Source organism: Cohnella sp., from assembly GCF_041641335.1.
In the GTDB taxonomy this organism is placed as follows: Bacteria; Bacillota; Bacilli; order Paenibacillales; family Paenibacillaceae; genus Cohnella.
On record NZ_JBEPYQ010000100.1, the window covers coordinates 1 to 26,043 of the forward strand.

Genomic DNA, 26,043 nt, shown 5'->3' on the forward strand with positions numbered 1-26,043 from the left:
GAAAAACTTCCATATCCCGTTCTATCAGCACGGAGCGGAGTTTTACGAGGAGGACGGCTTGCGGCCGGATCTGACTTCGGAAGAGGGAGTCGCCGCCTTCAAGCAGTGGACCGACTGGTACCGCAAGAACAATCTGCCGAAGGATATTCCGGTCTTCATCCACCACTTCCGCAACGGCGACATCCCGATCGGCGTGGCCGACTTCGATATGTACGTGCAATTGGTCGTCGGGGCGCCGGAGATCGAAGGCAAGTGGAAAATGATTCCGCTCCCCGGCGTCAAGCAGCCGGACGGCACGGTGGCCAGATGGTCGCATAACGAGTCGATGGTGCGGATCCAGGAGCCGTCGTCGCTGCTGATGCTGAATAAGAGCGAACGCAAGAACGAAGCGTGGCGGTTCATCGATTGGTGGACGTCGGACGAAGTGCAGAGCCGGTTCAGCAACGATATCGAATCGTTCGCGGGCATTGCCTATCGCTGGAATACGGCCAATCTGGCGGCGATGCAGACGATTCCGTGGCCGGAGGAGGATCTGGCCGCTCTGAACGAGCAGGACAGATGGGTCAAAAATATGCCTTACGTTCCGGGTTACTACTACCTGGCGAGAGAGATCGAGTTCGCCTGGAACCATACGGTCGTCGGCGGCATGCCGGCCAGGGAAGCGCTGGAGAAATCCGAGATGTCGCTGGCCCGGGAGATGATGCGCAAGCAGGAGGAGCTCGGCGCCTCGTCGATGGATCGCCTGTCTGTTCCGCCATATGACAAACCCTACGAGAGGAGAACGCCGTGAAAACCGTGACCCGCATTGAAGCTGTCGCCCGCAAGCCGTCCGCGCCAAACGGCTATCCGGCCCGTATCGTCCGGTTTCTGCGCGAATGCTGGGCGGATCGACTCTCGTACCTGTTTTTGGCGCCGTTTCTGCTCAGCTTCGTCTGTTTCATTATCGTGCCGGTCGCGCTGGCGATGCTGCTCAGCCTGACCTCGTTCAACGGCTTCGAATTTCCGCGTTTCATCGGGGTCAGCAACTTCATTTACATGTTCACGCAGGACGTCGTATTCATGAAGCATACGATTCCGAATACGCTCAAATTCGCCATCATCGTCGGTCCCGGCGGTTACATTTTGTCTTTCGTGCTTGCCTGGCTGATTCATCAGCTGCCGCGAAGCATTCGCGATTATTTTTCCCTGGCCGTGTACGCGCCGTCCATCATGGCGACTTCCGTGGCGCTGACGATGGTGTGGACGGCGGCGTTCAGCGGCGACAGCGTCGGCTATTTGAACAATATTTTGCTGAGCCTCGGGCTGATCGAGGCCCCGCAGCTGTGGCTTCAAGATCCGAAGTATTTGATGACGTTCATGATCATCGTTACGCTGTGGACGAACATGGGCGTCGGCTTCCTGGCGATGCTCGGCGGCTTGCAGACGGTCAACACCGAGCTGTACGAAGCGGGCCGGATCGACGGCATCAAGAACAGCCTGCAGGAAGTGTACTACATCACGATTCCGAGCATGAAGCCGCAGATGCTGTTCAGCGCGGTGATGGCGATCGTCAGCGCGATCAAGGCGGGCTCCATCTCCAGCGGGCTGTCGGGCATGGCGATCACGCCGCAATACGCCGGTCATGTCATCAACAACCACATTTACGATTACGCGTTCCTCAGATACGAATGGGGCTACGCGTCGGCGCTGTCGGTCGTGCTGCTTCTGATGAGCTATGCGATCATGCGGCTGAGCTACAAGCTGTTCGGCACGAAGGAGGATGAGTAGATGCTGCTAACTATTCGCAGGAGGTTCCGTTTCTCGCGAATGATGCTGTTCGCATTTCTCGCGGCCGTCGGCATTTTCATGCTGCTGCCGATCCTCTTTCTCGTCAACAACGCCTTCAAGCCTTTGAACGAGATGTTCCTGTTCCCGCCGAGAATTTTCGTGCAGAATCCGACGATGTACAACTTCGAGCAGATGTTCCTTCACAGCTCCGCGGGCGTCGTGCCGTTCAGCCGCTATCTGTTCAATAGCGCCGTCATTGCGACGATCACGACGCTGGCCGTTATCGTCGTCAGCACGATGGCCGGTTATGTCCTGTCCAAGCACCGCTTCCATTTCAAGGCGCTTATTATGGGCGCGATCATGATCGCGCTGATGTTTACGCCGGAGACGGTGTCGATTCCGCGGTATTTGATTGTGAGCGGACTGGGACTCAAGGATTCGTATTTGGCGCACGTGCTTCCTTTTCTGGCCTCGCCGGTCGCGGTGTTTCTTATGAAGCAGTTTATCGACCAGATTCCGAATTCGCTGATCGAGGCGGCCAAGCTGGACGGCGCGCCGGACATGTACATTTTCCTGCGGATCATTATTCCGCTGACGTCGCCCGCGGTCGCTACGGCAGGCATCATCACGTTCCAGATCGTGTATATGGACGTCGAGGCTTCATCGCTCTATATGACCAAGGAGACGATGAAGACGCTGTCCTATTACGCGGAAGCGATGACGCAGAACATTCCCGGAGTGGCGCAGATCAGCATCGCCGCCGCGATCGGGCTGCTGATGTTCGTGCCGAATTTGATCATTTTCCTGATCTTCCAGCGAAAAATGATTCAAACGATGCTGCATTCTGGCGTGAAATGAACAAGGGGACGGAGAGGGGGGATGCAGATGTTCGGCCGCATTCGGAAAGATTTGGCTGTTAAGGCGATTGCTTGCATGCTGCTGCTCGGCCTGTGGGTCCCGCAGCTCGCTTCGGCCCAGCTTCCGTATTATACGTGGTACAACGATCTCAACGCCGGCAACATCCGTACGCAGCCGATCTACGTGCCGGACCGGATCATCGAGGGCAACGGCATGGAGGGAGCGCTGTCGTCGCCGGGCGACATCTACATCGCGGATGACGATCATGTGTATATCGCCGATACGGGCAACAACCGTATCGTGGAGTTGAACGAGAAGGGCGAATACTTGCGCAGCATCGGACGCGAGGAAGGGCCGGGCCAGCTGGCCCAGCCGGAAGGCGTGTTCGTCGCGGAGGACGGAACGATCTACGCGGCCAATACCGGCGGGCAGTCGATCGTGCTCTACGCGCCGGACGGAAGCTTCCTGCGCGAGTTCAAGAAGCCGGAAGCGACGGCGCTGACGGCGGACTATCATTTCCTGCCGACCAAGATCGTCGCCGACCGTCGGGGCGTCATGTATATCGTCGTCAAGGATACGTTTCTCGGGCTGCTGCGCATGAGTCCGGAAGGCGAGTTTACCGGCTTCTTCGGCGCGAACAAGGCGAAGCTGAGCTGGCTGGACCGGCTGAAGCGGGCGCTGCTGAACGAGGGGCAATTGGCCCGCGAGATCGCGAAGCAGCCGAATCCGATCCAGAACGCGACGCTGTCGGACGACGGCTTCCTGGTGACGACCAGCTCGGGGAGGGCCAGCGACGGACAGATCAAGAAGCTGAACGCCGGAGGTTTCGACGCTTTCGGCAACAAGGAGTTCCACCAGGAAAATCTCGTCGATACGGCGATCGACCGCAACGGTTTTCTGTACGGATTAAACCGCAACGACAGAATCAGCATCTCGGTCTACGATCCAACGGGCGAGGTCGTCTTCTATTTCGGCTCGACTCAGAAGGGGGCGCGCCAGCTGGGCATTACCGATTACGGCATCAGCATCGACATCAACAGCGCCAACGAGCTATGGGTCGCGGACAACGCGTCCAATCTGATCCAGGTGTTCAAGAGAACGAGCTTCGGCGACACGTATATGACGGCTTCCCATTTGTACTTCGAAGGCGATTACGAACGCAGCCGGTCTTATTGGGAAGAGGTCATCCGGCAGAACGGCATGCTCAACATCGCCTATAACGGCTTGGGCAAGATCGCCCTGCACGATCGGGACTACGCGGCGGCGCTCGATTATTTCAAGCAGTCGAACGATCCGGAAGGCTATTCCGACGCTTACTGGTACATCCGGTACGAATGGTTGAAAAATAACTTCCTGCTCGCAGTCGTCGTGCTGGTCGCCGGAATCTGGGGAGTGTCGTTCGGAGCGCGCCGCCTCTCGGCGTTCGTGCGCAAGCGATCATGGCCGCCGCTCGTTCGGAGGTATGCCGGCGAATTGAGGGACGCGCTCTATTTGATGTTCCATCCGTACAACGGCTTTTATCGGCTGAAGGACCGCAATATTTCCATCGCGGTAATCGTCTTCCTGCTTGCGCTGGCGGTTGCCGTTCACATTTGGTCCGTGTTCGCTTCCGGCTTTATCGCTTATCCTTACGATCTTGGCGAGTACAATCTTCCGCTGTCCTTGGCGTTCCTGATCGTGCCCTGGGTAACGTGGGTCATCGCGAACTACTTGGTGAGCACGGTCAAAGGCGGGGAAGGTCGTTTCCGGGAAGTGCTGCAGGCGAGCGCTTTCGCGATCGTTCCGTACATCGTCATCACGATTCCGGCGACGATTCTGACCAACTTCGTCGTGCTGGAGGAATGGATTATTATCGATCTCTTCCGCCAGGCGATGTGGATCTGGATTATCGTTCTGTTCCTGGTCATGACGCAGGTCATTCATAACTTCGATTTCACCGAAGCGATCAAGAACGCGGTCATTACGCTGCTGACGATCGGGGTCATCTGGGTATTCGCGACGATCATCTCCGGCCTGGTGTACAACTTCTACGACTTTATTGCGCAGATCTACCGGGAGGTGACCTTCCGTGCTTAGAAAATTATGGCCTTCAAACGGCAAATACAGACTGCTGCTCCTATTCGCGCTTATCGCCGTCGTGGCGGTGGCGTCGATCGTCTACGGCAGACGGGATAAGCTTCCTTCTCTTCAGGCGATGGGAATCGCCGGCCCCGTTACGCATTTCGCTCCGGTGTTGGAAGGAGCCGCATGGCAGGCGGGCGGTATCGACGGCGAAGGCTTCTCCCTCGCGGGGGACAACGCCAGGTATTCGCTGCTGCTGGAGCCGAAGACGAGCCAGCTTGTCGTTCTCGACAAGTCGGGCGGGTACAAGTGGCGGAGCAATCCGTCGCCCGAGCAGCTCGCCCAGGAGACGGTCAAGGGCGCGCTGCTGGAAAATCTGCAATCTCCGTTCGTCGCCGAGGTAGTCGTCGCCGGGCAGACGAGAAGAACGATGCTGAGCACGCTCACGAAAGGGGTAACGATCGACTATGTCCCGATCGGCGACGCGGGCGTTCAGGCGACTTATACGTACGAGAAAGAGAAGCTGAGCTTCGTCATTCAATTCACGGTGACCGACCGCGGCCTGGAGGCGGCCGTACCGTCGGACGGCATTCGGGAGTCGGGCGATTACTGGCTGTATTCCTTGCAGCTGCTGCCTTATTTCGGCGCGGTTCCGACGGGCGGGGAGGAAGGTTATCTGTTCGTGCCGGACGGCCCGGGAGGGCTGATCCTGTACGACCGCCAGCGGCCTTCGGTCGCCAGCGGCTACGAGTATCCGATCTACGGGGACGATCCGGCGCACGTCAACTACGACGAGAGCATACAGGCGCAGCGGGAGCAGATAGCCTATCCGCTCTACGGGTTGAAGCGCGGAGACCGCGCGTTCGCCGCGATCGTGAAGGAAGGGCCGTATACGGCGAAGATCAAAGCGGTCACGCCAAGCAGCAGCTCGCGGTATCATTCGATCGGGATCAGCTTCGGCTATCGCGAAGAATACGGCCGCAAAGTGAGCGGCATTACGAAGGAGACAGTCAAGGCGGTGCGCAAGGAGCGGACGGCGGAAGACCGGCGGGTGGAATATCGTCTGCTAGCCGGGGAGGAAGCCGATTACGTCGGGATGGCGCACGCGTATCGCGATTATCTGCAAGAGAGCGGACAACTGGGCGCTCCGCTGGCGGCGACGGACCACGTTCCGCTCATGCTGTCGATCGTCGGAGGCGGCAGCAAGCCGCAATTCGGCAGAAGCGGGTACGAGGCGGCGACGACGTTCGAACAGGCGGAGCACATCGTCCGGGATTTGCGCGAGGCAGGCGTGGCGAACATGAGCGTCATCTACCAGGGCTGGCAGAACAGCGGCCATACGTATACCGACAAGCGGTTTCCGATCGTCTCGGAGCTTGGCGGCGAGAAGGGGGCGAGACGGTTCGCGCAAAGCATGCGCGAGCTCGGAATCCCGGTACTGTTCGACGATTACATGGCCTGGAAGGACGAGGCGCACAGTTCCTTCTATAAGAAGACGGACGGCGTTCGCGGCATCGATTCCACGGTGCTGTCCGGAACGGGAGACGCGTTCATCGTGAATCCGGTGAAAGCGATCCGCCAGCAGAAGCTTGTCGTCGACGCGCTGAAGAAGATCGGAATCGACGGCATCCACTACGCCGACGGCCCGGGCAGCATCGCGTTCAGCGACTACAGGTCGAACGCTCCGCTGACGCGCGGGGACACGGTGCATTATTACCGGGAGCTGCTGGACTACGTCAGGGAGCAACTCGGAACGGCGGGGGTGCAGCGCGGGGAGCAGTACGCGCTCGGGCATGCCGACTATATCGAGGAGCTGCCGCATTCGTCCAGCCGGGATTTCATCGTCGACGAGACGGTGCCCGTCTACCCGATCGCCGTTCACGGCACGGTCGCCTATTCGACGGCGCCGGGCAATCTGCGCGATGTGTACGAGGACGAGATGCTGCGGGCGATCGAATACGGGGCGATTCCGGCCTTTATGCTGACCTATGCCGAGAGCCGCGTGCTGAAGGGGACCGATTACCAGGATTTGTTCAGTACCGAGTACGCGGTCTGGAAGGATCGCATTCTCGAAGACTACGATAATTTCGACCGTCTGGCCGGCGTGCTCCACCAGCCGATCGCGGATCACGAGAAGGTGGCGGAAGGCGTCTACATCACGATATACGAGGACGGTACCCGGGTCACCGTCGACTATAACACGAAGCAATTCGGCGTCGAGGGAGGGAGAAGCGAATGAACGGGAAAACCTCGCGGCGCAGACAGCTTCTGCAGTTTCGCTGGAAGGAATACGGAATGGGTTATCTGTTCATACTGCCCTGGATGATCGGATTCGTCGCTTTCGTGGCTTTTCCGATCGGATGGTCGCTGTGGAACAGCTTTAACCAAGTGTTCATTACGAGCGAAGGCTTCAAGTACACTTGGGTCGGTCTGAGCAATTTCCGGAGAATGCTGGTCGAGAACAACGCTTACCCGATTATTTTGATTACGTATTTGCAAGAAGTGCTGCTCATTATCCCGCTGATTCTCATTTTCTCCTTTTTCGTGTCGCTGCTGCTCAATGAGAAGTTTCCGGGAAGAGGATGGATGAGGGCGCTCTTCTTCCTTCCGGTCATTTTCGCTACGGGGCAGGTCATTATGGAGCTGTTCGTGCAGGGAGCGGGCGAGCTGCCGTTCATGGAGCAGTACAATCTGGACGTCATCCTGAGGCAGTATTTCAACGAGAGCACGGCCAACATGCTGCTCGGCGTTCTCGGCAAGGCGGTCATCATTCTCTGGTATTCCGGCGTGCAGATTCTGATCTTCATCGCTGGCTTCCAGACGATTCCGAAGACGGTGTACGAGGCGGTCAGGGTGGACGGGGCTTCGCCGTGGGAGAGCTTCTGGAAAATTACGTTCCCCGGCATGCTGCCTTTTATCGGACTGAACGCGGTGTACACGATAGTCGATCTGTTTACGTTCCCGTTTAATCCGGTGCTGGAGATCGTTCGGAACAATATGTTCTCGCCGACGACGGGTTACGGCTACGCAAGCGCCATGGCTTGGCTGTACTTCGCCATCGTGCTGGTGCTGCTCGGCATTACGATGTGGCTGACCTATCGCGCGACCAAGGGGAGGGGGGAGCTTCGATGAAGCTGGAGGAAGCGTACAAGCAAGTTAAACTTGATATCGCCGAGACGCTCGCGCACCGCAAGACGCAGAAGCTGAAGATGACGGTGCTCGGCCAGAACGTGAAGGACGGGTTGGTCGCCAAGCTGGTCATTTTCGCGCTGCTGATGGTCATTGCCTTCCTGTATGTCAAACCGATTCTGTATATGATTTCGACCAGCCTCAAGAGCGTGGCCGACATGATCGATCCCGTCGTCGGGCTGATTCCGCGGGAGCTGAACCTGGCCAACTACGCGGATGCATGGAAGGGGCTCAAGTATCCCGAAGGCTTCCTGGATACGATGACGATCGCGCTCGTCGGCTCCGTGTTCCAGGTGTTCACGTGCGCGCTGACCGGCTACGCGCTGGCGAGGCTGAAGTTTCCGGGGAAAAACCTGATGTTCTTCCTCATTCTCGTCGCCTTCCTCGTTCCGCCGCAGCTGACGATCGTTCCTCTCTACATGATCTACAGCGAGCTGGGGTGGATCAACACGCCGTTCGTGTTTCTCGTGCCCGCTCTGTTCGGGCAGGGCTTGCGGGGGGCGCTGTTCATCATCATCTTCCGGCAGTTCTTCCTGTCGCAGCCGAAGGCGTTGGAGGAGGCGGCCAAGATCGACGGGGCTTCGGCGTTCCGGCTGTTCTTCCGCATCATGATGCCGCTGGCCGCTGGCGCTTGTCTCGTCGTGTTCCTGTTCTCGTTCGTCTGGTACTGGAACATGAGCTACGAGGCGGCGCTGTTCCTGAGCAAGGACTTCACGCCGTTATCCCTGCGGCTCAGTTCGATGCAGATGGAGCTGATCGGGAACAAGGCTCTCGACTACAGCGCGGGAGTCGGGCAGGACCCGATCTCGGAGGGTCCGCGGATGGCGGGCGCGTTCCTCATCATCTTCCCGCCGCTGCTTGTCTATCTGATCGCCCAGCGATGGTTCACCGAAGGCATCGAGCGCACCGGGCTGGTGGAGTAGGCGGGGCTTTTCGACCCCCCCTTGCTGCGTTGGCTTGGGAGCTGGGGTAAGGCAAGGCTCAAACGGAGGACGTTGTTCTAAGAAGTCGAGTAATTCCTCCCAAATGGTGCTCAAGCGGAGGACGTTGTTCTAAGAAATCGAGTACTTCCTCCCAAATGGTGCTCAAACGGAGGGCGTCGTTCTAAGAAATCGAGTAATTCCTCCCAAATAGTGCTCAAACGGAGGACGTTGTTCTAAAGAATCGAGTAACGTCTCCCGCAAAGAACATTGAACAAAGAAATAGGGGCCATCCCATGATCATCTGCTAGATGACTCATAGGACGGCCCCGACATTCAACAGGATTGGCTAACGAGAATGGCAGATTGTGTGCAAGAGCGTTGAGGCTTTGTCTCTCAAGTTGGCGCTACTGCTTGCTGGCCAGTTCCATTTCGACCGCTTTGTCGAGCTCGGTTTCGGCGGACTTTAGGGCGTCCTCCACGCTTAGCTCTCCGAGGATCACCTTCTCGAACTCATAGGCGAGAATCGAAGGGGCGTTCAAGGTAAGCGTCGGATGGATCGCCGGCGAAGGCGCGAATTTGTTGTAGTAGATGGCCGAGACGTTTTTCCCTTCCAGCAAGGGGACGTTGGCGCCGAATGCCTTGCGGACTTCTTCGTTCAGCAGGTGAGTCGGTTTGCCTTCCTTGGCGGCGGCGAGTTGGGCTTCGTCGGACAGCAGCTCGTTCACCGCTTGAAGCGCCGCTTCTTTGTTCGCGGCGGTGTCCGTAACGTAGATCATCGTCGGAAGCGACTGGAAGCCGATGCCGTTGTTGTCCTCGAACGTCGGAGCCGCGACCATGTCCCAGTTGAGCTCCTCGAAGCCGGGCCGCTTGTAGCTCGACGAGAGCGAGAGCACCATGGCGATGTTCTTCTGCTCGTAGAATTTGTTCAGCTCCAGACCGGAATCGCGCTCGTAGCCTTCCTGATTGCCGGGGATTTTGTAGAAGCGGGACAAATTGTCGAAAATGCGTTTCCAGCCGTCGTTGTTCACGGCCGCTTTGCCGGATTCGGCGTCGATGATCGGCAGGGAGAACTCGTTGCTCAGCAGCGCGAACCGGTAGAACATGCTGATGCCGCGATATTTAACCCCGTCCTTCGATCCGGTGACTTGCTTGGCGAGTTCGTATAGCTGATCCCAAGTCATGCCGTCCGTCGGATAAGGGGCGTTGAACTTGTCGAAGACGTCTTTGTTATAGAACAGCACCATCGGATTCGAGCTTTCCGGCAGGCCGTACAGCTTGCCTCCGGAGAAGTTTTTGGCGGTGGCGATCGAGGCCGGGTCGAAGCGGTTCAGATCGACGATGCCGGAATCGGACAGCGTCGTCAAATCCGTCTGCAGATTGCTTCCCAGCAGCATCCGCAGATCGCCTTCGGCGGCCCCGAACAAGATGTCCGGCGTAATATCTTTCTGAGCTTTCAAGTCGGGCATGTTCAGAATACAGGAGCAGAGATAGTTAAGCGTGATGTTCGGATGTTTCGCCGTCACCCATTGATTGATCTGAGACTCGAAAGCGTCCTCCGGAATCGAGCCGAATACGCTGAGCTCCACCGGCTCCGGTTCCGGCGAAGGGGTTTCCGACGGACTGGGCGAAGGCGTTACCGACGGCGATGGAGAAGCGCTTTCAGACGCCGGCGGACTTGAGGACGGAGCCGTTTCGTTCTTGCTGCAGGCCGACAGAATCACCGTCAGAAGCAGCATGCTGGCAATCAGTGCGGAGAAGACTCGCGACTTGTGAATCATTCTTGTAACCTCCCTAAGTTTCTGGTCACAACGTTCTGTATAAATAACGATCCGTTGCTTCACTTCAATTTTGCAGAAAAACGCAGGGCGGGTATATGGAATAATGGTGGATTGTAATGGATAAAAAGTTGAAAAATGATTTTATATTCGTGAAACGGCGGGAGATGAGGTCCGTGTACGAATTTTTTGACAGTTTTTATCCGCATATTCTGAACGTTATCCATGGCAAATTGGAGCATTGGGAGACTCAGGGGACGCAAATCTACAAAAAGTCGACCAGCAGGCTCAGCTTGTTTTACGTGTACGAGGGCCAGGGCAGTATGGAGCTGGACGGGAAGAAGTATCCGCTGTCGGAAGGAATCGTCGCCCAAATTCCGCTCAAGCGCAGGCTCGTCATCCGCAACGCTCCCGAGGCGCCTCTCCGCTACTTTATGATCGAATACGATTTTAAGCTGGTCCGATGGCAGGGAGAGCTTACCCGCTGCGAGGAACCGTCCGAGAAAAGCCTGCCGTTCGGCCTCGTCGAGCCGATGACGGACCACAGAGGGCTCCGCTCCGATATGCAGCTTCTCTACCGGATCTGGTCCGAGAAGAACAGCGGATATACCGGGCAAGCGAAGCTGCTCTTCTTCAACCTGCTGCTGCGGATCAGCGAACAGCTGCGAGAGCGTCAGCAGGACGATTCGGCCGAGCGCTCGATCATGGACTGCGTCAACTATATCAACAATCATTATCAGGAATCGTTGGAACGGGAGTTGCTGGCTCGCAAGGTGTCGCTGTCCAGCAGTTATTTCTCGGTGCTGTTCAAGAGGTACGTCGGCTGTTCGCCGGTGCAATACATTACGAAAGTCAGGCTGGATAAAGCCATGCAGCTGCTGAGGGGAAGCAACAAGCCGGTATCGGTCGTCGCGCTGGAGGTAGGTTTTCACGATCCGCTGTATTTCAGCCGGGTGTTCACCCGGGAGATCGGCGTGACGCCGCGGGCTTACCGGGAAGCGTGAGGGGAGCCCGGGGACGAAGCAGGCCAACTGGAGAGTGGGCATCCGGTTGGCCTGGAACGTCGATCAGTTTTGATGTCCGTACACTTTCATGCTCAGTTCTTCGCAAGCCCGCTTGATCCAATCGTGGACTTTGCCCCACACTTCGCCGGTAATCCGGACGACCGGAATCGAGATGCTGACCGATGCGACCGTACGTCCGTCGGCGTCATGGATCGGTCCCGCGACGCAGTGGACGCCGTCCACGGTCTCGCCCATGTTGTAGCCGAATCCTTGGGAGCGCACTTTGTTCAGCTCTTTGATGAGATCCTGGAATGTGGAGATCGTCTTGTCGGTCACTTTCTCCAGCTCGTCGTGAGGGTAGAGGGCCCGCAGTTCGTCCATCGACAGGTCGGCCAGCATGATCTTGCCGGAGGCCGTGGCGTGCAGAGGTAATGTCGTCCCGACGTTCGGATTGAACCGGAGCGCTTGCGTGCTCACTTTCTCCCCGATATAGAGCAGATTGCTTCCCACCTTAATGGCCAGGCTGGTCGTTTCGTTCAGGTCGTCGATGATTTTCTCCGCGATTAAATTAAACTCTCCGGTTAAGCTCGAGCTGCGCATGTAGCCGGACCGAATCGTGAACAGCTTGTAGCCGATGCGGAACTGCTTGCCGGAGCGATCCGTCTCCAGATAGCCCCTGTGGAGCATGTTCTGGAGAATCAGATAGGTGCTGCTCGGAGGCATGCTCAAGCCTTTGGAAATCTCCGTGAGATTGTACGAATCCTTCTCTCCGGTAAAGAGCTCGAATATATCCAATACCCGGTCCGCTGACTTGACTTTTGGCGTTTGTTGTCCCATGCAGATAACACCCTTCTTGAAATTAGTTCACCAATATGAAACATAACCTCATATTACCGTACTCCCGCCAACTTGTCGATACCGCTAACAAGTTTTATTACCCAGAATATTCCTGTCCTATTTTCAATCCCAACTATTCTTTGTATAAAAAATATATTCATAAACATGAAAATTATAGTTTTATATATATGAAATACATGCTATAATGTGAAAGGATTATACAAAATCTACTAGAGTGACAAGCGGGTTGCCGACATCGGGAGAGGAGGAAAATCACGGAACGTTCCTAGTGTTGTATGCGTTTACATCATGGTGCTGCCCAGTTGAGGATGGGGTTGGGAAGATCATCAATTTGACGGGAGTGAGTTCGATTATGCGTAAACGTTATGGGTATGCCATGCTTGTCGCTTGTCTGCTGCTGACGATGGCGTCGAATGCGTTCGCCAATTCGGGAACGGGCGCTTCGACGTCCGGAACTTGGACGCTGTCGCAGTTGACCGATCTGAGCGGCAAACTCGGCACGGAGATCGGACAGACGAACCGGCCGCTCTTGCTCGCGTATCTGCAGCAGGTGAAGAGCGACGCGGATGCCGCGATCGCCGCTCCGGGGCTGTCGAATGAAGAAGGCTTGGCAACGAAAGAGACATTGGAGTACGCGCTGCAACTGGCGAAGGATGCTGGACAAGCTTCCGGAGTATGGACGGATACGCCGTTTATCGTCTACGGCGTTCCGGCGCTGAGCCCCGAGAAGCGGCTGCCGAATACGATTCCGACCGACGGCGCGATTACCGATCAGATTCGGGTCGTGTCGGCCCAAGGAGATTACGAAGCGTCTTCATTCGTCCTCGTTCCGCTTGCGGACGCGGCTTCGGTCACGTTTACGGCGAACGATCTGCAAGGAGCCGCGGGAACGATACAGGCGGACGCGGTCGATCTGCGCGTCGTCAAGACGTGGTATCAGGGCGGCACGGCTTGGCAGAGCTATTTCTTCGACGATACGAAGGACGTGCTGACGCCCGAGCTGCTGCTGCACGACGAGAATCTGGTCAAGGTCGACCATCAGACGAAGCGCAACTCCGTTCGCGTCGACTATCCTTCGGGCTCGCAGTACGTGGACATCTCGGGCAGCCCGCCGGCGGCGTTCTCATCTTACACCGCTCCGGTCGAAGACAGTCCGGCGCTGCTGCCGATCGAGCTGAAGCAAGGCGAATCGAAGCAAATGTGGATTACGACCAAGGTGCCGAGCGGTACGCCGGAAGGCATCTACACCGGAACGATCGACATTGCGGCGAACGGGGTTCCCGCCGGACAGATCACTCTGAAAATCCGCGTGCTTCCATTCGAGTTGCCGTCTCCGAAAACGTACTACGATCTGGACAAAGATTTCTACACGATGATCTATCATAACTCCCGCATGAAGGATACGCTCGCGGGTTTTGGCGGCGACGTGGAGAAAGCGGAGGCCAGGCTTCGCAACCAATATCGCAATCTGGTCGAGCACAACGTCATCAACCTGCCGACGAACGCCGCCATCGACGTCAACAATCCTCAAGTCTATCTCCGCCAGCTGGAGCTGATGGAAGAAGCCGGTATGGATTTGAATCCGCTGTTCGGCGTCGGTCCATTGTTCCCGTCCAACGAAGACTATCCGATCTGGTCGCAGTACCTGCAAGCTAAAGCGGCTTACGAAGCGAATCCGACGCCTCAGAATCAGGAGCTCATGGAGCAGCGCTACGCGGCCTACGAGCAGACGCTGGTGGCGCCGAAAGCGTATACCCAACAGGCGTTCGATATCGTCACGCAGGCGCTTGGCCATACGAACGTCTATTTCGACGCCTGGGACGAGGCGGAATGGCCGCGATTGCTGTGGCAGCAGGAAATGTGGAGATACGTCAAGGAGGATATCGGCGCCAAAATTTTCGCGACCGGACACGACGATCACTTCGATCTTGAGATCAAGGAGGATTTCCTGAACTGGGTCGGAGACCCGACACGCGAGAAATCGGGAGCCTGGCACGCGATGGGCGACGACAAGATCATTACGAACTACGCCCACCCGCACTCCGGTCCGGAGAATCCCGACTTGATGCGCCAGCGCCACGGCATGTGGCTGTACAAGGCCAATTACGACGCGGTCTACAATTATATCTGGTACTTCGAAAGCCAGTACGTCAACCCGTGGGCGGATTACGTGGACGCAACCTACCGGGCGTTCGGCTTCGTCTATCCGACGCAGTCGGACGTGATCGATACGATGGCGTGGGAAGGCTTCCGCGAAGGCATCGACGACATCCGCTACGCGACGAAGCTGAAGCAGGTGGCCGAAGACGCGTTGAACTCGGGTAATTCGGCGCGTATCGCAGCCGCCAACAAAGCGTTGAACTGGCTGGAGACGACGGACGAGCGGAAGACGAACTCGGATCTGCTTCGCCTTGGCATCATCGACCATATCATGAAGCTGCTCGATCTGGAAAACGGGAACTAGGAGGGTATGCCCATGTTGAGAAAAGCCAAGCGATATGCGCTGCTGCTGGCGGCGCTGCTCCTTGCGGCCACGTCCTTCCCGCATGCGTATGCGGAGGCGAACGCCCCCAAGGTGAGCTACGAGGTCGTCTACACGACCGAGGATTTATCCACGCCGACGGCCTGGTATAACAGCGATTTCTTCGACAATCCGGATTTCAAGGAAAACCGCTTCGTGCAGTATTGGTGGGAGACGCCGATCGCGCCGGGCGGACCGCGCGATACCGGCCTGTACGCGGCGTATCGCGAGGACGGCGTCTATATTTTCTTCCAATCTAACGAGCAGGAGCTGGATACGAACGGCGTGTTGAAAAACAGTTCGATCGAGCTGTTCGTCAAATACGGGCTCGGAGATCTGCCGTACCACCAAATGATTTTCGAGACGAATGGAAGCGCCGTGAACTATTACGAATGGCAGACGGAGTATCGCGACAACTTGCCGCTCAAGGGCAACGCCGTGCTGACCAACGAGCAGATTCCGACGGGCTGGGGCAGCGTGCTGTACATCCCTTGGAAGGCCGCTTACAAGTACGTGCCGCTTGACGGCGAAGATTGGGAGTTCGCGATGATTCGCTGGTCTCCGTCGCATTCCCCGACGTGGGGAGGCAAGGTTCATCAGGTAGGACGGTTCAACACGTTCGACATCGAAGAGCCGTCGCCTGCCGTGCGCACGGCGATTCAGAAGAACGTGATCCAGCAAGCATGGCAGTCGTTCAATGCGTCGGTTGCCGAGCTGCAGGCCGAGTGGTTGAACGGAGACGCGGACGACGCGAATTTCTACAACACGCTCGTGCTGCCGATGATCGCGCAAGGGCAGGCGAACGGCAGCCAGCTCCCGAATCTGAACAGCTTGAGCGCAGCCGAGATCGACGAATTGTACGCGCATATCGACGGCTGGTTCGAGATTAAACGCGATGCCGAGGACAAGCGGGCCGCCTACATCCTGGACAAGCTGTTCGACGAGGGAGGCAGCGGCCAGCCGCCGGAAACTTCGCATGCGCTGCAGCCGGAGCAGCCGGACGGCGAGAACGGCTGGTATGTCTCCGAGGTAACGGTCAGCCTGGAAGCGACCGGGGGAAGCGGAGGCGGCTTCACGGAATACCGTCTGGGCGGAGGCGAATGGACGGCGTATAGCGGACCGTTCGCGATCTCGACGGACGGCGTTCATACGCTGGAATACCGGAGCGTCGATTCGGCGGGCCATGCGGAAGAAGCGAAGCAGACGGTCGTGTCGGTCGATCGGACCGCACCGACGGCGACGGTCGCTTACAGCACGACCGATCCGACTTCGGGAACGGTGACGGCGACGATAACGCCAAGCGAAGCGGTGACGATTACGAACAACGAAGGCGCGGACAGCTACGAGTTCCTGTATAACGGAAGCTTCGCCTTCGATTTCGTCGACGACGCGGGCAATGCGGGCACGGCGACGGCAACGGTAAGCAACATTGCTTCGAGCAGCACCGGCGTGCCCGGTAAGCCGGTTCTGTCCGATAACAACGGGCACGATACCGGCCTGATGGACGGTGACTACGACATCACGATGAACCTGTGGTGGGGCAACAACGGCCGGGTCTACAAGCTGTACGAGAACGGCGTACTGATCGATACGAAGCTTCTTGCCGATCAGGCGCCACAAGCGCAGTCTGCGGTTACTTCGATATCCGGCAAGGCGAACGGCACTTATGTGTACTACGCGGAGCTGATCAACGAGTTCGGCACGACGACAAGCGATACGCGGACGGTCACGGTATCGCACGGGCTGCCGGCCAAACCGGTGCTGTCGAGCAACAACTGGGACGGCGACGGCAACTACGACATTCAGATGAACCTGTGGTGGGGCATAAACGGTACGACTTATCGGCTGTACGAAAACGAGGTTCTGATCGCGGAGGTGCCGCTCACGGCGCAGTCGCCGCAAGCGCAGTCGGCCGCCGTACCGATCAGCGGCAAGGCGATCGGCACGTACGAGTACCGCGGCGAACTGGTGAACGCCGGCGGCGCGACTTCGAGCGATACGATTATCGTGCAGGTGACGAAATAACCGGGCTTTGAGCCCGGCGGCGGCAGCCGGTTCGGAGCAAGCTTCATTTGCTCCGGGCCGGTTGCTTTTTTTTCAAAAGATCAGAAAGCATCGTTCTGTGCCCCTTTTGCCGGTATACCGTCAGCTCAGCTTGACTGCACTACATTCTGAATAGGGTACGTAGTGCCTTTTCCGTTCTTTTGCCGGTATCCCGTCCAGTCAGGCTGGTCGTACGCCTCCTGCGAGATCGGCTATTAAGTATTCCAATGATTCAGTTTGAGACTATCCTTTGAAAAGAACAAAATTTTGGAGTGTGAAGGATTGGCTTCGTTCCGTTTGAAGAGGAGCAGATCATTCAAGTTTAAGGGATTGTTGCCGTGAGGCTCGAGTCAGTCTGCTAGAGCGGAACGGCCGCTAGCTTGGTGAGTTCGGAAGGTGGTTATGGAGGAATGGGTGCAATCCGCGAGCAACTGGACGTGACTCCCAACTGACTCAGAGGGATAGCGGCAAAAGGGGAGATAGCGGAAGGCAGCGGGAGCTTGAACTGACCGGAAGGGATAGCGGTAAAAGGGGCGAAAAGCGGTAGGCGAGGGTATGGCGTGAACAGAATGGAGGGGGATAGCGACAAAAGACGCTGAGAATGAAAGGAGGGAGATAGAACGAACTGATGGAAAGGGATAGCGGTAAAAGGGTTGAAAGATAGGTGTGATGCTGGGGAGGACTGACGGAAGCGTAGAATGGGCTGAAAAGGTCCGTCCGGCGGTTATATTCTGCGAGAAGCCAATCAGCCGGGCGAGATCGCGGGCGACGAGATGGCCTTCTTCCAGGCGGAACGGCAGCGGGCGGAGCTGCTCCGCCGGTAAGCTTGTCCGAATCCGCCTCTCCCCGCTACACGTCCCTGTTCCAATGACGGTGCTGCGCGATGGCGTCGATGACGGAGTTGTGGAACGCATCGGCGTTCTCCGCTCCGTCTTGAAGCAATACGCCCGGCGGCAGCTCAGCGCTGCCGGCGGTTGCGCCTGCCGGGATCGCCTTGGCGGCCGCGAGCAGTTCCGCTCCCTCGCCGGCGGCGATGATCGTCTTGTAGTGCAAATACGCCTCCCTGACGAAATCGACGGCGGCGGCTTCGGCCAGAAGCTCCTGTACGCCGGCGCGTCCGCCGGCGACGTAGACGGCGTCGTAGAGCACGGACGACGCGGTCAACAGCGACTGCTGCGGTTCCGTCATCGTCCCGTCGTCCGCCTGCACTGGAGCCAGCGTCGCGCTTACGATGTCCGCGGTTACCTGCGCTCCGCCCAGCGCCTGGATCAGGCCGTTTACCTCGCTCGCGGCGAAGCCCGTCCCGACGAGCACCGCGACTTTGCGCGTCGCGGCCGTCTTGACCGTGTTCAGCATGCTAAGCGCCGGCGACACGTGTCTGGGCTGAACGGCGACGCCCTTGGTCGCCGTCGCTCCGATTCCGGCGGCGATTCGCTCGGCCAGATCCTCGGCGACGTGGCTGAACATGTCGACGACGCGCTGGCGCAGCTCCTTGGACATCACCTTGCCGAGCTCGAAGCGGAACGCGTCGACGATCAGCTTCTGCTCCGGCGGCGACATGCTGTGCCAGAACATGGCGGCCTGGCTGTAATGGTCCTCGAAGCTGTCGCTCCTCGCCTTGATCTTCCGTCCGTCCACTTTCTCCTCGTGATGGCGGTATCCGCCCTCGTTCGAAGGAACCGGCTGCGGGCTGCCTCCGGCCAGGCTGTTTCGGTGATAGCTCGTCTGTCCCGGATTGATCGTCATCCGGTGCATGCCGTCCCTCTGGTTGTTATGTACGGGCGCGATCGGCCTGTTGATCGGAATTTCCGCGAAGTTTGGCCCGCCGAGCCTTAATAGCTGGGTATCGGCGTAGGAAAACAGTCGGCCTTGCAGCAGCGGATCGTTCGTGAAGTCGATGCCGGGAACGATATGGCCGACGTGAAACGCGACCTGTTCGGTCTCGGCGAAGAAGTTGTCGGTATTGCGGTTAAGCGTCAGCTTGCCGACGATTCTGACCGGGACGAGCTCCTCCGGCCACAGCTTCGTGGAGTCGAGAATGTCGAAGTCGAAGCTGAACTCGTCTTCCTCTTTCAAGATTTGTACGCCCAGCTCGTACTCCGGATAGTTCCCCTGCTCGATCGCGTTCCACAAGTCCCTCCGGTTGAAGTCGGGGTCCTTGCCCGCCACCTTCTGCGTCTCGTCCCAGACGAATGAGTGTACGCCCAGTTTCGGTTTCCAGTGGAACTTGACGAAGTGCCCCTTGCCGTCCTCGTTGATGAAGCGGAACGTATGCACGCCGAAGCCTTCCATCATGCGAAAACTGCGGGGCAGCGCCCGCGCCGACATGACCCACATGATCATATGGGCGATCTCCGTATTCGAGACGACGAAATCCCAGAACGTATCGTGAGCGGAGGAGGCTTGCGGAATCTCGTTCGGAGGCTCCGGCTTGAGCGCGTGGACGAAGTCGGGAAACTTGACGGCATCCTGGATGAAGAATACGGGCATGTTGTTCCCCACGAGATCGTAGTTGCCTTCCTCCGTATAAAATTTGACCGCGAAGCCCCGCACGTCCCGCACCGTGTCCGCGGAGCCGCGAGAGCCGGCGACGGTCGAGAAGCGAACGAAGACGGGCGTTCTCGCGGAGGTGTCGGTCAGAAACTTCGCTTTAGTGAACTCGGCGAGAGATTCGTACAGCTCGAAGAAGCCGTGAGCGCCGAAGCCTCTCGCATGAACGACCCTTTCGGGAATCCGCTCGTGATCAAAATGCGTCATTTTCTCCCGAAAATGAAAATCCTCCATAATCGTCGGCCCTCTCGGACCTATTTTCAAAGAGTGCTCGTCATCCTCCACCTTCAACCCTTGATTCGTTGTCAACGGCTGCCCTTCGTCGTGAACCCGGTAGTGATCAAGCTGGCGCTGCTTCGCGTTTTCGTCCGCCGGACGGGACGCTCCGTCTTTTTTCTCATGCATGGGCGATCTCTCCTGTCTTGGAAATTTACGGTTAGGATTCCCCTTTGCCCGCCTATTATCCGAAGCCGGTTGGTTCTTGAGCTTCAGGTTCTACTGTGTTCAATGTGAGTCATAAATAAGAAAAATAGATCAATAATATGAGTATTATATCTTGATATTATCTCTTTAATGACGTATATTAGGGAATATAATCAACCAATGAGGTGGTCCGAATGACGCAATTGGCTCATCATGATGGCGTAATAGCGGCCGGAACAACCCCCAACGATCTCGGGATCGTGCTGTGCAAATACTGCTTGGACATGATCGGCACGCTGCCGACGAACGGATTCAAGAAGCTATACGGCGTATGCGACAGCGAGAAGTGCCAATGCGAGAATCGGAAGGAGAACGGTCATGGGCGTTAAGCAAGTATTCGATTTCCAAGAAGGTAATGCCGGCATGAAAAGCATTCTGGGAGGCAAGGGCGCCCATCTCGCCGAGATGACGCACGCGGGGCTGCAGGTGCCTCCAGGCTTTACGATCTCGACCGCGGCCTGTCTGTCCTACTTCCAGGAGGGGCTGTCCGATGCGCTGTGGCAGGAAATGCTGTCCGCTCTTCGCAGGCTTGAGGAGCGCAAAGGCCAGCGGCTCGGAGACGCGAACGACCCGCTGCTCGTCTCGGTCCGGTCCGGCTCCGTCACCTCGATGCCGGGGATGATGGATACGCTGCTCAACCTGGGGCTGAACGACGAGAAGGTGCAGGGCCTGGCCCGGCAGACCGGCAACGACAGATTCGCGTACGACTGCTACCGCAGGCTGCTGCAGATGTTCGGAGAGGTCGTTCTGGGTATCGAGGCGTTCCGCTTCGAGAAAATATTGAGCCGGATCAAGTCGGCCCGAGGCGCGGAGACGGACCAGCAGTTGTCGGCGGACGACTTGCGGGAGCTGATCGGGGAGTACAAGAGCTGCATAGCGGCCAGGGCCGACCGACCGTTTCCCGAGGATGCGCACGAGCAGCTTCGGATGGCGATCGAGGCGGTGTTTCGCTCCTGGCACAATCCCCGCGCGAAGTTCTATCGCCAGCTGAACCGGATTCCCGACGACCAGGGGACGGCGGTGAACGTTCAGAGCATGGTGTTCGGCAACCTGGGCGGCGATTGCGGCACGGGAGTCGTCTTTACGAGAAATCCTTCTACCGGAGAGAAGGAGCTGTACGGCGAATACTTGATCGACGCCCAAGGGGAAGACGTGGTCGCGGGTTCGAGGACGCCTCAGCCGGTCGCTTCGCTGCGCGACGAGATGCCGAAGACGTACGAGGAGCTGGCGCGGGTCGCGGAGCGGCTGGAGCGGCATTATAAGGATATGCAGGATATCGAATTTACGGTGGAAAAGGGCAAACTCTATATTTTGCAGACGAGAAACGGGAAACGGAACGCGCAAGCGGCGGTCAAAATCGCGGTCGACCTGGTAGAGGATGGCGTCATTACGAAGGAAGAGGCGCTGCAGCGCATCGAAGCGTCGCATCTCGATCAGCTGCTGCACCGCGGCATCGACGAGCGGGCAGTGACGGAGGTGCTGGCGACGGGGCTTACGGCTTCGCCGGGGGCGGCTGCCGGGCGCGTGGTTTTCGATGCGGACGTCGCCGCCGCGTGGAGCAAGGACGGAATCAAGGTGCTGCTCGTCCGGCCGGAGACGACGCCGGAGGACATTCACGGCGTGTTGGTGTCGGAAGGCATCGTCACGAGCCGCGGCGGCATGACGAGCCACGCCGCGGTCGTCGCCAGAGGGATGGGCAAGCCGTGCGTATGCGGCTGCGAAGGCATCGCCATCGACGAGGAGCAAGGGCGGATGACGATCGGATCGCGGATCGTGCGCGAAGGGGACTGGCTGACGATCGACGGAGCCAGCGGCCGCGTCATGGCCGGACAAGTTCCGCTGCGCGAAGCCGAAATGACGGCAGAGCTGACCGAGCTGCTGGGCTGGGCGGACGAGATTCGCACGCTGGAAGTGCGGGCGAACGCCGACAATCCGGAAGACGCGCGTACGTGCAGGAAATTTGGCGCTCAAGGCATCGGCTTGTGCCGAACGGAGCATATGTTCTTCGGGCCGGACCGTCTCCCGGTCGTGCAGCGAATGATCTTGGCCGATGGAGAAGCGGAGCGGGGGAAGGCGCTGGCCGAGCTGCTTCCGATGCAGCAGACCGACTTCGAGGGCATGTTCGAGCAGATGAACGGCCTTCCGGTGACGATCCGGCTGCTGGACCCTCCGCTTCATGAGTTCCTCCCTCAGGAGAAGGAGCTGCTAAAGCGGTTGGCCGAGCTTGAAGCGGAAGCGGGGACGCATGGGGATGCGGAGAGAGCCGAGAAGAAGACGCTTGCGGCGTCGCTGCGCAAGGTAAGGTCGCTGGCCGAAGTGAACCCGATGCTCGGCATGCGGGGCTGCCGGCTAGGCCTCGTGCACCCCGAAATCTACGACATGCAGGCCGAGGCGATCTTCCGGGCGGCTTCCCGCAGCGCGGAACGCGGAATTTCGGTACTGTTGGAGATCATGGTGCCGCTTGTCGGCCATGCGAACGAGCTTGCGCTGCTGCGCGGCCGCATTGACCTCGCCGCACGCCGCGTGGCGGAAGAAGAAGGAGGGCGGGAGATCGCGTACCGGGTCGGCACGATGATCGAGGTGCCGCGCGCGGCGCTGACCGCGGGACAGATTGCCCGACATGCCGACTTCTTCTCCTTCGGTACGAACGATCTGACCCAGATGACGTACGGCTACAGCCGCGACGACGCGGAAGGGAAATTCCTGACCCATTACCTCGATCATAAGCTTCTGCCGGTTAACCCGTTCCAGTCGCTGGATACGGACGGCGTCGGCAAGCTGATCGAATGGGGCGTCGCTGCGGGCCGGGCCGAGAAACCGGAGCTGAAGACGGGCATCTGCGGGGAGCACGGCGGCGACAAGGACTCGATTTTCTTCTGTCACCGTGTCGGACTGAACTACGTGAGCTGTTCGCCGTTCCGCTTACCGATGGCGCGAATCGCCGCGGCCCAGGCGGCGATCGCGTACGGATGCCCGCAGCCGGACGCTGCGAAATCAGCGGACCCCGTTCCTTCGGCGCGCGCGGTTTGATAATATAGAGGGATGAAGGTTAGACGAGGGGGCTATTGCCATCGAACTGACATCCCGCCAACAGCAAATTTTGAAGATCGTCGAGGAGGGACAGCCGATCTCCGGCGAGCTGATCGCCGAGCGGCTGAACTCGACGCGGCCCATGATTCGTTCGGACCTGGCCATGCTGGTCATGCTTCATTATTTGGAAGCCAAGCCCAAGGTTGGGTACACCTTGGGCAGCGGCTTTGTACATAGCAGAGGAGCATCATCGGAACGACTGCAGGGGATGAAGGTGCGGGACTATCAATCCGCGCCGGTCGTCATCTCCGAAACCGCGACCGTAGGAGACGCGGTCGTCTCGCTGTTTTTGGAGGACGTAGGCACGCTGTTCGTCAGCGATGCGGACGGCTGTCTGGCCGGCGTCGTGTCCCGAAAGGATCTGCTGCGGATCACGCTGGGCAACGCCGCCGCTCCGTCGATGCCGATCAGCCTTGTCATGACCCGCCAGCCGAACATTCATACGATCGCGCCGGACGATCCGCTGCTTAGCGCGGCGAGCAAAATGATCTCCTACGAAGTGGACAGCCTGCCGGTCGTCCAAGCGGCGTCGGGTGCCGCGGGCGATCCGCACAAGGTCGAGGTGGTCGGCCGAATCACGAAGACTACGATCACGAAAGCTCTGCTGGAGCTGGCGCTGGAATAGCTTTGCGTCGGGCAGTTGATTTGTCTTAAAATGATTTTGAAAATACGCTTGACCCAAGCAGGTTATCCGTGATAGTATATTAAACGTTGACGCCAAACAACATGCAACAAAATGCGGTCGTGGCGGAATTGGCAGACGCGCACGGTTCAGGTACTTGCGCGAAAGCTGGTTGAGATTCCCCAAAACCCTTGTGGTTATGCGGTTTTACCGAAGTATTGGTTCCAAGTTCTCTCCTGTAGTTCTCTCCGTTTTCCGAGAGGCACATGAGGGTAAAAATGTGCGGTCATGGCGGAATTGGCAGACGCGCTGGCTTCAGGTGCCAGTGGTAGCAATACCGTGGAGGTTCGAGTCCTCTTGACCGCACCACCCTAAGAATGAACCAGCTCTTGAATCGGTCACTGTGACGATTCAGGAGCTTTTTGTTTGATTGGAATTTGCAATGTGTTGCTCATGACCTGCGCCGACGAAACCTTCGAACTGTAATCCAGATGAGCATAAATGTTAGCCGTCGTAGAGTAATGGCTATGCCCGAGCCATTCCTGAATTTCTTTCAGGCTTACACCATTTGCAAGCAACAAGCTCGCGCAACTGTGGCGAAGATCGTGGAAACGAATATGCTTAAGCCCATGCTTTTCAAGAACAATCGGAAAATGTTGCGTGATATATCCCGGCTTGATTCGATCTCCAAGTTTGTTCACGTAGATGTACTCCTCATATTTGTAGCAATAGGAGTCTTTGAACAAGGCGCGATTTTTTTGTTGTTCTTCCCACAGTCGAAGCAGTAATTCAAAGAAAACAGGTACGAGCGGCAAAGTACGATAACTGGATTTGTTTTTTGCACGGTCTTTCTCCACAGTAATCTGTTTTCCTTCATAGGATACGGGAATGACGGTATGGCGTATGGAAATAGTTTGATGCTGAAAGTACGGGAACTAATAATCAACAGTGGTCGCTCTTGCCTACATCCAGTGGATATTATTCCATAATCAACCGTAATAGCAGTAAATATCTTGAGGTCGTTTGTGCACTTACGACAGATGGAGCGAAAGTATCTCAATGGAGTAATACGTCTCATAATACGCAGCAATGGACGCTTGTCAAAGAAGGCATTCAATAAAAGACTCTTTTAGTAGAAGAAGGGCTGCTCATTGGGCAGCCCTTTGACCACATTTCAATCGATCAATTGAGAGGCAAGTTCGGTACAATCAGTTGGTTTTCCAGTCATTTTTTGCGATGCCAATTCCATGGAATTGTTTGTCTCGATAGAAGCATACAGGTTACAGCCCGAATGAATACCGGAAAAAGCATACGTCAAAAATATGATAATGCAAGTCGGGAACTTGATAGAATCTGCAATGAGGTAAACGATATCATGAATCTGTAATCAATATTTTGGGATGTGTTTGCGAACTGCAGCGTAAATTCGATTAAAGGGACTGTGTGTTGTTTCTTATGCAGTGATTAAAGAACTTTATTTTCAAACTGTGGGTATTCTTATCCCCAAAACTAAGGGTTATTAAACTCAACTTTCGCAGAGAAAAATCGTTTTGAACGCTTGATGCTGCAGGCTTCATAGGCGATCAGATACATAGCTTGCAAAATAGAAAAACACCGCTTCGTTTGGTAAAGTGAAAGTGACGAGCTACCACTACCAGACCGAAGAGGTGTCTTCCATCATGATAGACCATCAGCCCGATTTGAATCAACTGCCAAACGAAATAAAGCCTACCTTTCAAGAACTTAACGTGCTGTCGCATCTCCGACAAGCCAAATTTCGTAAGCGATTTGGCTTCAGTTGCTCTTGTCTAATTCAATTGGTCTTCGTGCTCTTGTTCCATCAACGGAACTGGTTTCGTCTGCTTGAGAGCGCAAAAGGCGAATCGATGCCCGGTAAAGATACCGTGTATCGATTTCTCAATCATCCGGGGTTTGCTTGGCGTCGGTTTCTAACAGCACTCAGCGTCGCTACCGTACAGAAGGTTAGGCCCCTTACGTCTTCTGATCGTGATTCGGTCTCATTGTTGACGATTCCATGTTTGAACGTAATCGCAGCAAGGCCGTCGAGTTGCTTGCCAGGTTCAAAGATCACTCCACCAGCGCCTATTACAAAGGATTCCGCATGCTCACGATGGGCTGGTCGGACGGCCACACTTTCTTGCCGTTGGACTTTGCACTGCTCAGTTCTAACAAGTCGTCGATCAACGGGGTGAACGAGAGCGTCGATAAACGAACTCACGGCTTCAAGCGTCGGCAGGAAGCACTCCTGTCGGCTCCACGAGTGATTGCTTCTATGCTG

17 protein-coding genes, 1 tRNA gene and 2 pseudogenes are annotated in these 26,043 nt (G+C 57.2%); 16 read left to right on the forward strand and 4 right to left on the reverse strand.

Features of this window, described 5'->3' with window-relative positions; all coding sequences use genetic code 11:
- From ACESLM_RS25285 to ACESLM_RS25315, 7 genes are all read left to right on the forward strand, one after another.
- Positions 1-790, forward strand: a 790-nt coding sequence (locus ACESLM_RS25285) for an extracellular solute-binding protein (protein WP_372635975.1), incomplete at its 5' end; no start/stop codon positions are given.
- A gap of 5 nt (positions 791-795) precedes the next feature.
- The gene (locus ACESLM_RS25290) at positions 796-1,767 is read left to right on the forward strand and encodes a carbohydrate ABC transporter permease (protein ID WP_372636013.1); all 972 of its coding nucleotides are present in this window, start codon (positions 796-798) and stop codon (positions 1,765-1,767) included.
- Complete coding sequence (locus ACESLM_RS25295; protein ID WP_372635978.1) at positions 1,768-2,625, forward strand: carbohydrate ABC transporter permease; 858 nt, start codon at positions 1,768-1,770, stop codon at positions 2,623-2,625. It begins immediately after the preceding gene.
- A gap of 27 nt (positions 2,626-2,652) precedes the next feature.
- Positions 2,653-4,701, forward strand: a complete 2,049-nt coding sequence (locus ACESLM_RS25300) for a YIP1 family protein (RefSeq protein ID WP_372635981.1) — start codon at positions 2,653-2,655, stop codon at positions 4,699-4,701.
- A complete protein-coding gene (locus ACESLM_RS25305; protein ID WP_372635984.1) occupies positions 4,694-6,925 on the forward strand; it encodes a DUF5696 domain-containing protein in 2,232 nt (743 codons plus the stop codon). Before ACESLM_RS25300 ends, ACESLM_RS25305 begins: the two co-directional genes overlap by 8 nt.
- Positions 6,922-7,818: a carbohydrate ABC transporter permease gene (locus ACESLM_RS25310; protein ID WP_372635986.1), complete on the forward strand. Its 897-nt coding sequence runs from the start codon at positions 6,922-6,924 to the stop codon at positions 7,816-7,818. Before ACESLM_RS25305 ends, ACESLM_RS25310 begins: the two co-directional genes overlap by 4 nt.
- Positions 7,815-8,798: a carbohydrate ABC transporter permease gene (locus ACESLM_RS25315; RefSeq protein ID WP_372635988.1), complete on the forward strand. Its 984-nt coding sequence runs from the start codon at positions 7,815-7,817 to the stop codon at positions 8,796-8,798. Before ACESLM_RS25310 ends, ACESLM_RS25315 begins: the two co-directional genes overlap by 4 nt.
- Positions 8,799-9,202: 404 nt before the next feature.
- Here the strand turns inward: ACESLM_RS25315 and ACESLM_RS25320 are convergent, their stop codons facing one another.
- Positions 9,203-10,576 carry an ABC transporter substrate-binding protein gene (locus tag ACESLM_RS25320; RefSeq protein ID WP_372635991.1) on the reverse strand — a complete coding sequence of 458 codons (1,374 nt, stop codon included), beginning with the start codon at positions 10,574-10,576 and terminating at the stop codon, positions 9,203-9,205.
- Between the two features lie 173 nt (positions 10,577-10,749).
- On the opposite strand from ACESLM_RS25320, the gene ACESLM_RS25325 reads away from it, so the two are divergent.
- Entirely contained in the window at positions 10,750-11,577 is an 828-nt protein-coding gene (locus tag ACESLM_RS25325) for a helix-turn-helix domain-containing protein (RefSeq protein ID WP_372635994.1), read from the forward strand.
- A gap of 63 nt (positions 11,578-11,640) precedes the next feature.
- Here ACESLM_RS25325 and ACESLM_RS25330 read toward each other — a convergent pair whose 3' ends face one another.
- Entirely contained in the window at positions 11,641-12,414 is a 774-nt protein-coding gene (locus ACESLM_RS25330) for an IclR family transcriptional regulator (RefSeq protein WP_372635997.1), read from the reverse strand.
- 373 nt (positions 12,415-12,787) lie between these two features.
- Here ACESLM_RS25330 and ACESLM_RS25335 point away from each other — a divergent pair, with 373 nt between their 5' ends.
- Positions 12,788-14,899, forward strand: coding sequence for a hypothetical protein (locus ACESLM_RS25335; RefSeq protein ID WP_372636000.1), 2,112 nt, complete (start codon positions 12,788-12,790; stop codon positions 14,897-14,899).
- Positions 14,900-14,911: 12 nt separating this feature from the next.
- Positions 14,912-16,981 (forward strand): OmpL47-type beta-barrel domain-containing protein, encoded by a 2,070-nt coding sequence (locus ACESLM_RS25340; protein ID WP_372636002.1) that lies wholly within the window; start codon positions 14,912-14,914, stop codon positions 16,979-16,981.
- A gap of 867 nt (positions 16,982-17,848) precedes the next feature.
- Here ACESLM_RS25340 and ACESLM_RS25345 read toward each other — a convergent pair.
- On the reverse strand, positions 17,849-19,954 hold the full coding sequence (locus tag ACESLM_RS25345) for a catalase (RefSeq protein WP_372636005.1): 2,106 nt from the start codon (positions 19,952-19,954) through the stop codon (positions 17,849-17,851).
- A 212-nt stretch (positions 19,955-20,166) separates the two neighbouring features.
- On the opposite strand from ACESLM_RS25345, the gene ACESLM_RS25350 reads away from it, so the two are divergent.
- From ACESLM_RS25350 to ACESLM_RS25365, 4 genes are all read left to right on the forward strand, one after another.
- The gene (locus ACESLM_RS25350; RefSeq protein ID WP_372636008.1) at positions 20,167-20,361 is read left to right on the forward strand and encodes a hypothetical protein; all 195 of its coding nucleotides are present in this window, start codon (positions 20,167-20,169) and stop codon (positions 20,359-20,361) included.
- Positions 20,351-23,062 (forward strand): pyruvate, phosphate dikinase, encoded by a 2,712-nt coding sequence (gene ppdK / locus ACESLM_RS25355; protein ID WP_372636011.1) that lies wholly within the window; start codon positions 20,351-20,353, stop codon positions 23,060-23,062. The genes ACESLM_RS25350 and ppdK overlap by 11 nt, the downstream gene beginning before the upstream one ends.
- Before the next feature lie 34 nt (positions 23,063-23,096).
- Positions 23,097-23,747 carry a helix-turn-helix transcriptional regulator gene (locus tag ACESLM_RS25360; RefSeq protein ID WP_372636016.1) on the forward strand — a complete coding sequence of 217 codons (651 nt, stop codon included), beginning with the start codon at positions 23,097-23,099 and terminating at the stop codon, positions 23,745-23,747.
- A gap of 279 nt (positions 23,748-24,026) precedes the next feature.
- Positions 24,027-24,113: transfer RNA gene (locus ACESLM_RS25365), tRNA-Leu, on the forward strand.
- Positions 24,114-24,142: 29 nt separating this feature from the next.
- Here ACESLM_RS25365 and ACESLM_RS25370 read toward each other — a convergent pair.
- Positions 24,143-24,655 (reverse strand): site-specific integrase, encoded by a 513-nt coding sequence (locus ACESLM_RS25370; RefSeq protein WP_372636019.1) that lies wholly within the window; start codon positions 24,653-24,655, stop codon positions 24,143-24,145.
- 38 nt (positions 24,656-24,693) lie between these two features.
- On the opposite strand from ACESLM_RS25370, the pseudogene ACESLM_RS25375 reads away from it, so the two are divergent.
- Positions 24,694-24,864, forward strand: a pseudogene (locus tag ACESLM_RS25375) (RICIN domain-containing protein); the annotation flags it as partial.
- Between the two features lie 559 nt (positions 24,865-25,423).
- Positions 25,424-26,043: pseudogene (locus ACESLM_RS25380) on the forward strand (transposase); the annotation flags it as partial.

Coding starts and splice junctions, on each gene's coding strand:
- ACESLM_RS25340 (WP_372636002.1), top strand. CDS start 14,912: ATGTTGAGAAAAGCCAAGCGATATGCGCTGCTGCTGGCGGCGCTGCTC.
- ACESLM_RS25350 (WP_372636008.1), top strand. CDS start 20,167: ATGACGCAATTGGCTCATCATGATGGCGTAATAGCGGCCGGAACAACC.
- ppdK (WP_372636011.1), top strand. CDS start 20,351: ATGGGCGTTAAGCAAGTATTCGATTTCCAAGAAGGTAATGCCGGCATG.
- ACESLM_RS25295 (WP_372635978.1), top strand. CDS start 1,768: ATGCTGCTAACTATTCGCAGGAGGTTCCGTTTCTCGCGAATGATGCTG.
- ACESLM_RS25330 (WP_372635997.1), bottom strand. CDS start 12,414: ATGGGACAACAAACGCCAAAAGTCAAGTCAGCGGACCGGGTATTGGAT.
- ACESLM_RS25310 (WP_372635986.1), top strand. CDS start 6,922: ATGAACGGGAAAACCTCGCGGCGCAGACAGCTTCTGCAGTTTCGCTGG.
- ACESLM_RS25300 (WP_372635981.1), top strand. CDS start 2,653: ATGTTCGGCCGCATTCGGAAAGATTTGGCTGTTAAGGCGATTGCTTGC.
- ACESLM_RS25335 (WP_372636000.1), top strand. CDS start 12,788: ATGCGTAAACGTTATGGGTATGCCATGCTTGTCGCTTGTCTGCTGCTG.
- ACESLM_RS25345 (WP_372636005.1), bottom strand. CDS start 19,954: ATGCATGAGAAAAAAGACGGAGCGTCCCGTCCGGCGGACGAAAACGCG.
- ACESLM_RS25320 (WP_372635991.1), bottom strand. CDS start 10,576: ATGATTCACAAGTCGCGAGTCTTCTCCGCACTGATTGCCAGCATGCTG.
- ACESLM_RS25315 (WP_372635988.1), top strand. CDS start 7,815: ATGAAGCTGGAGGAAGCGTACAAGCAAGTTAAACTTGATATCGCCGAG.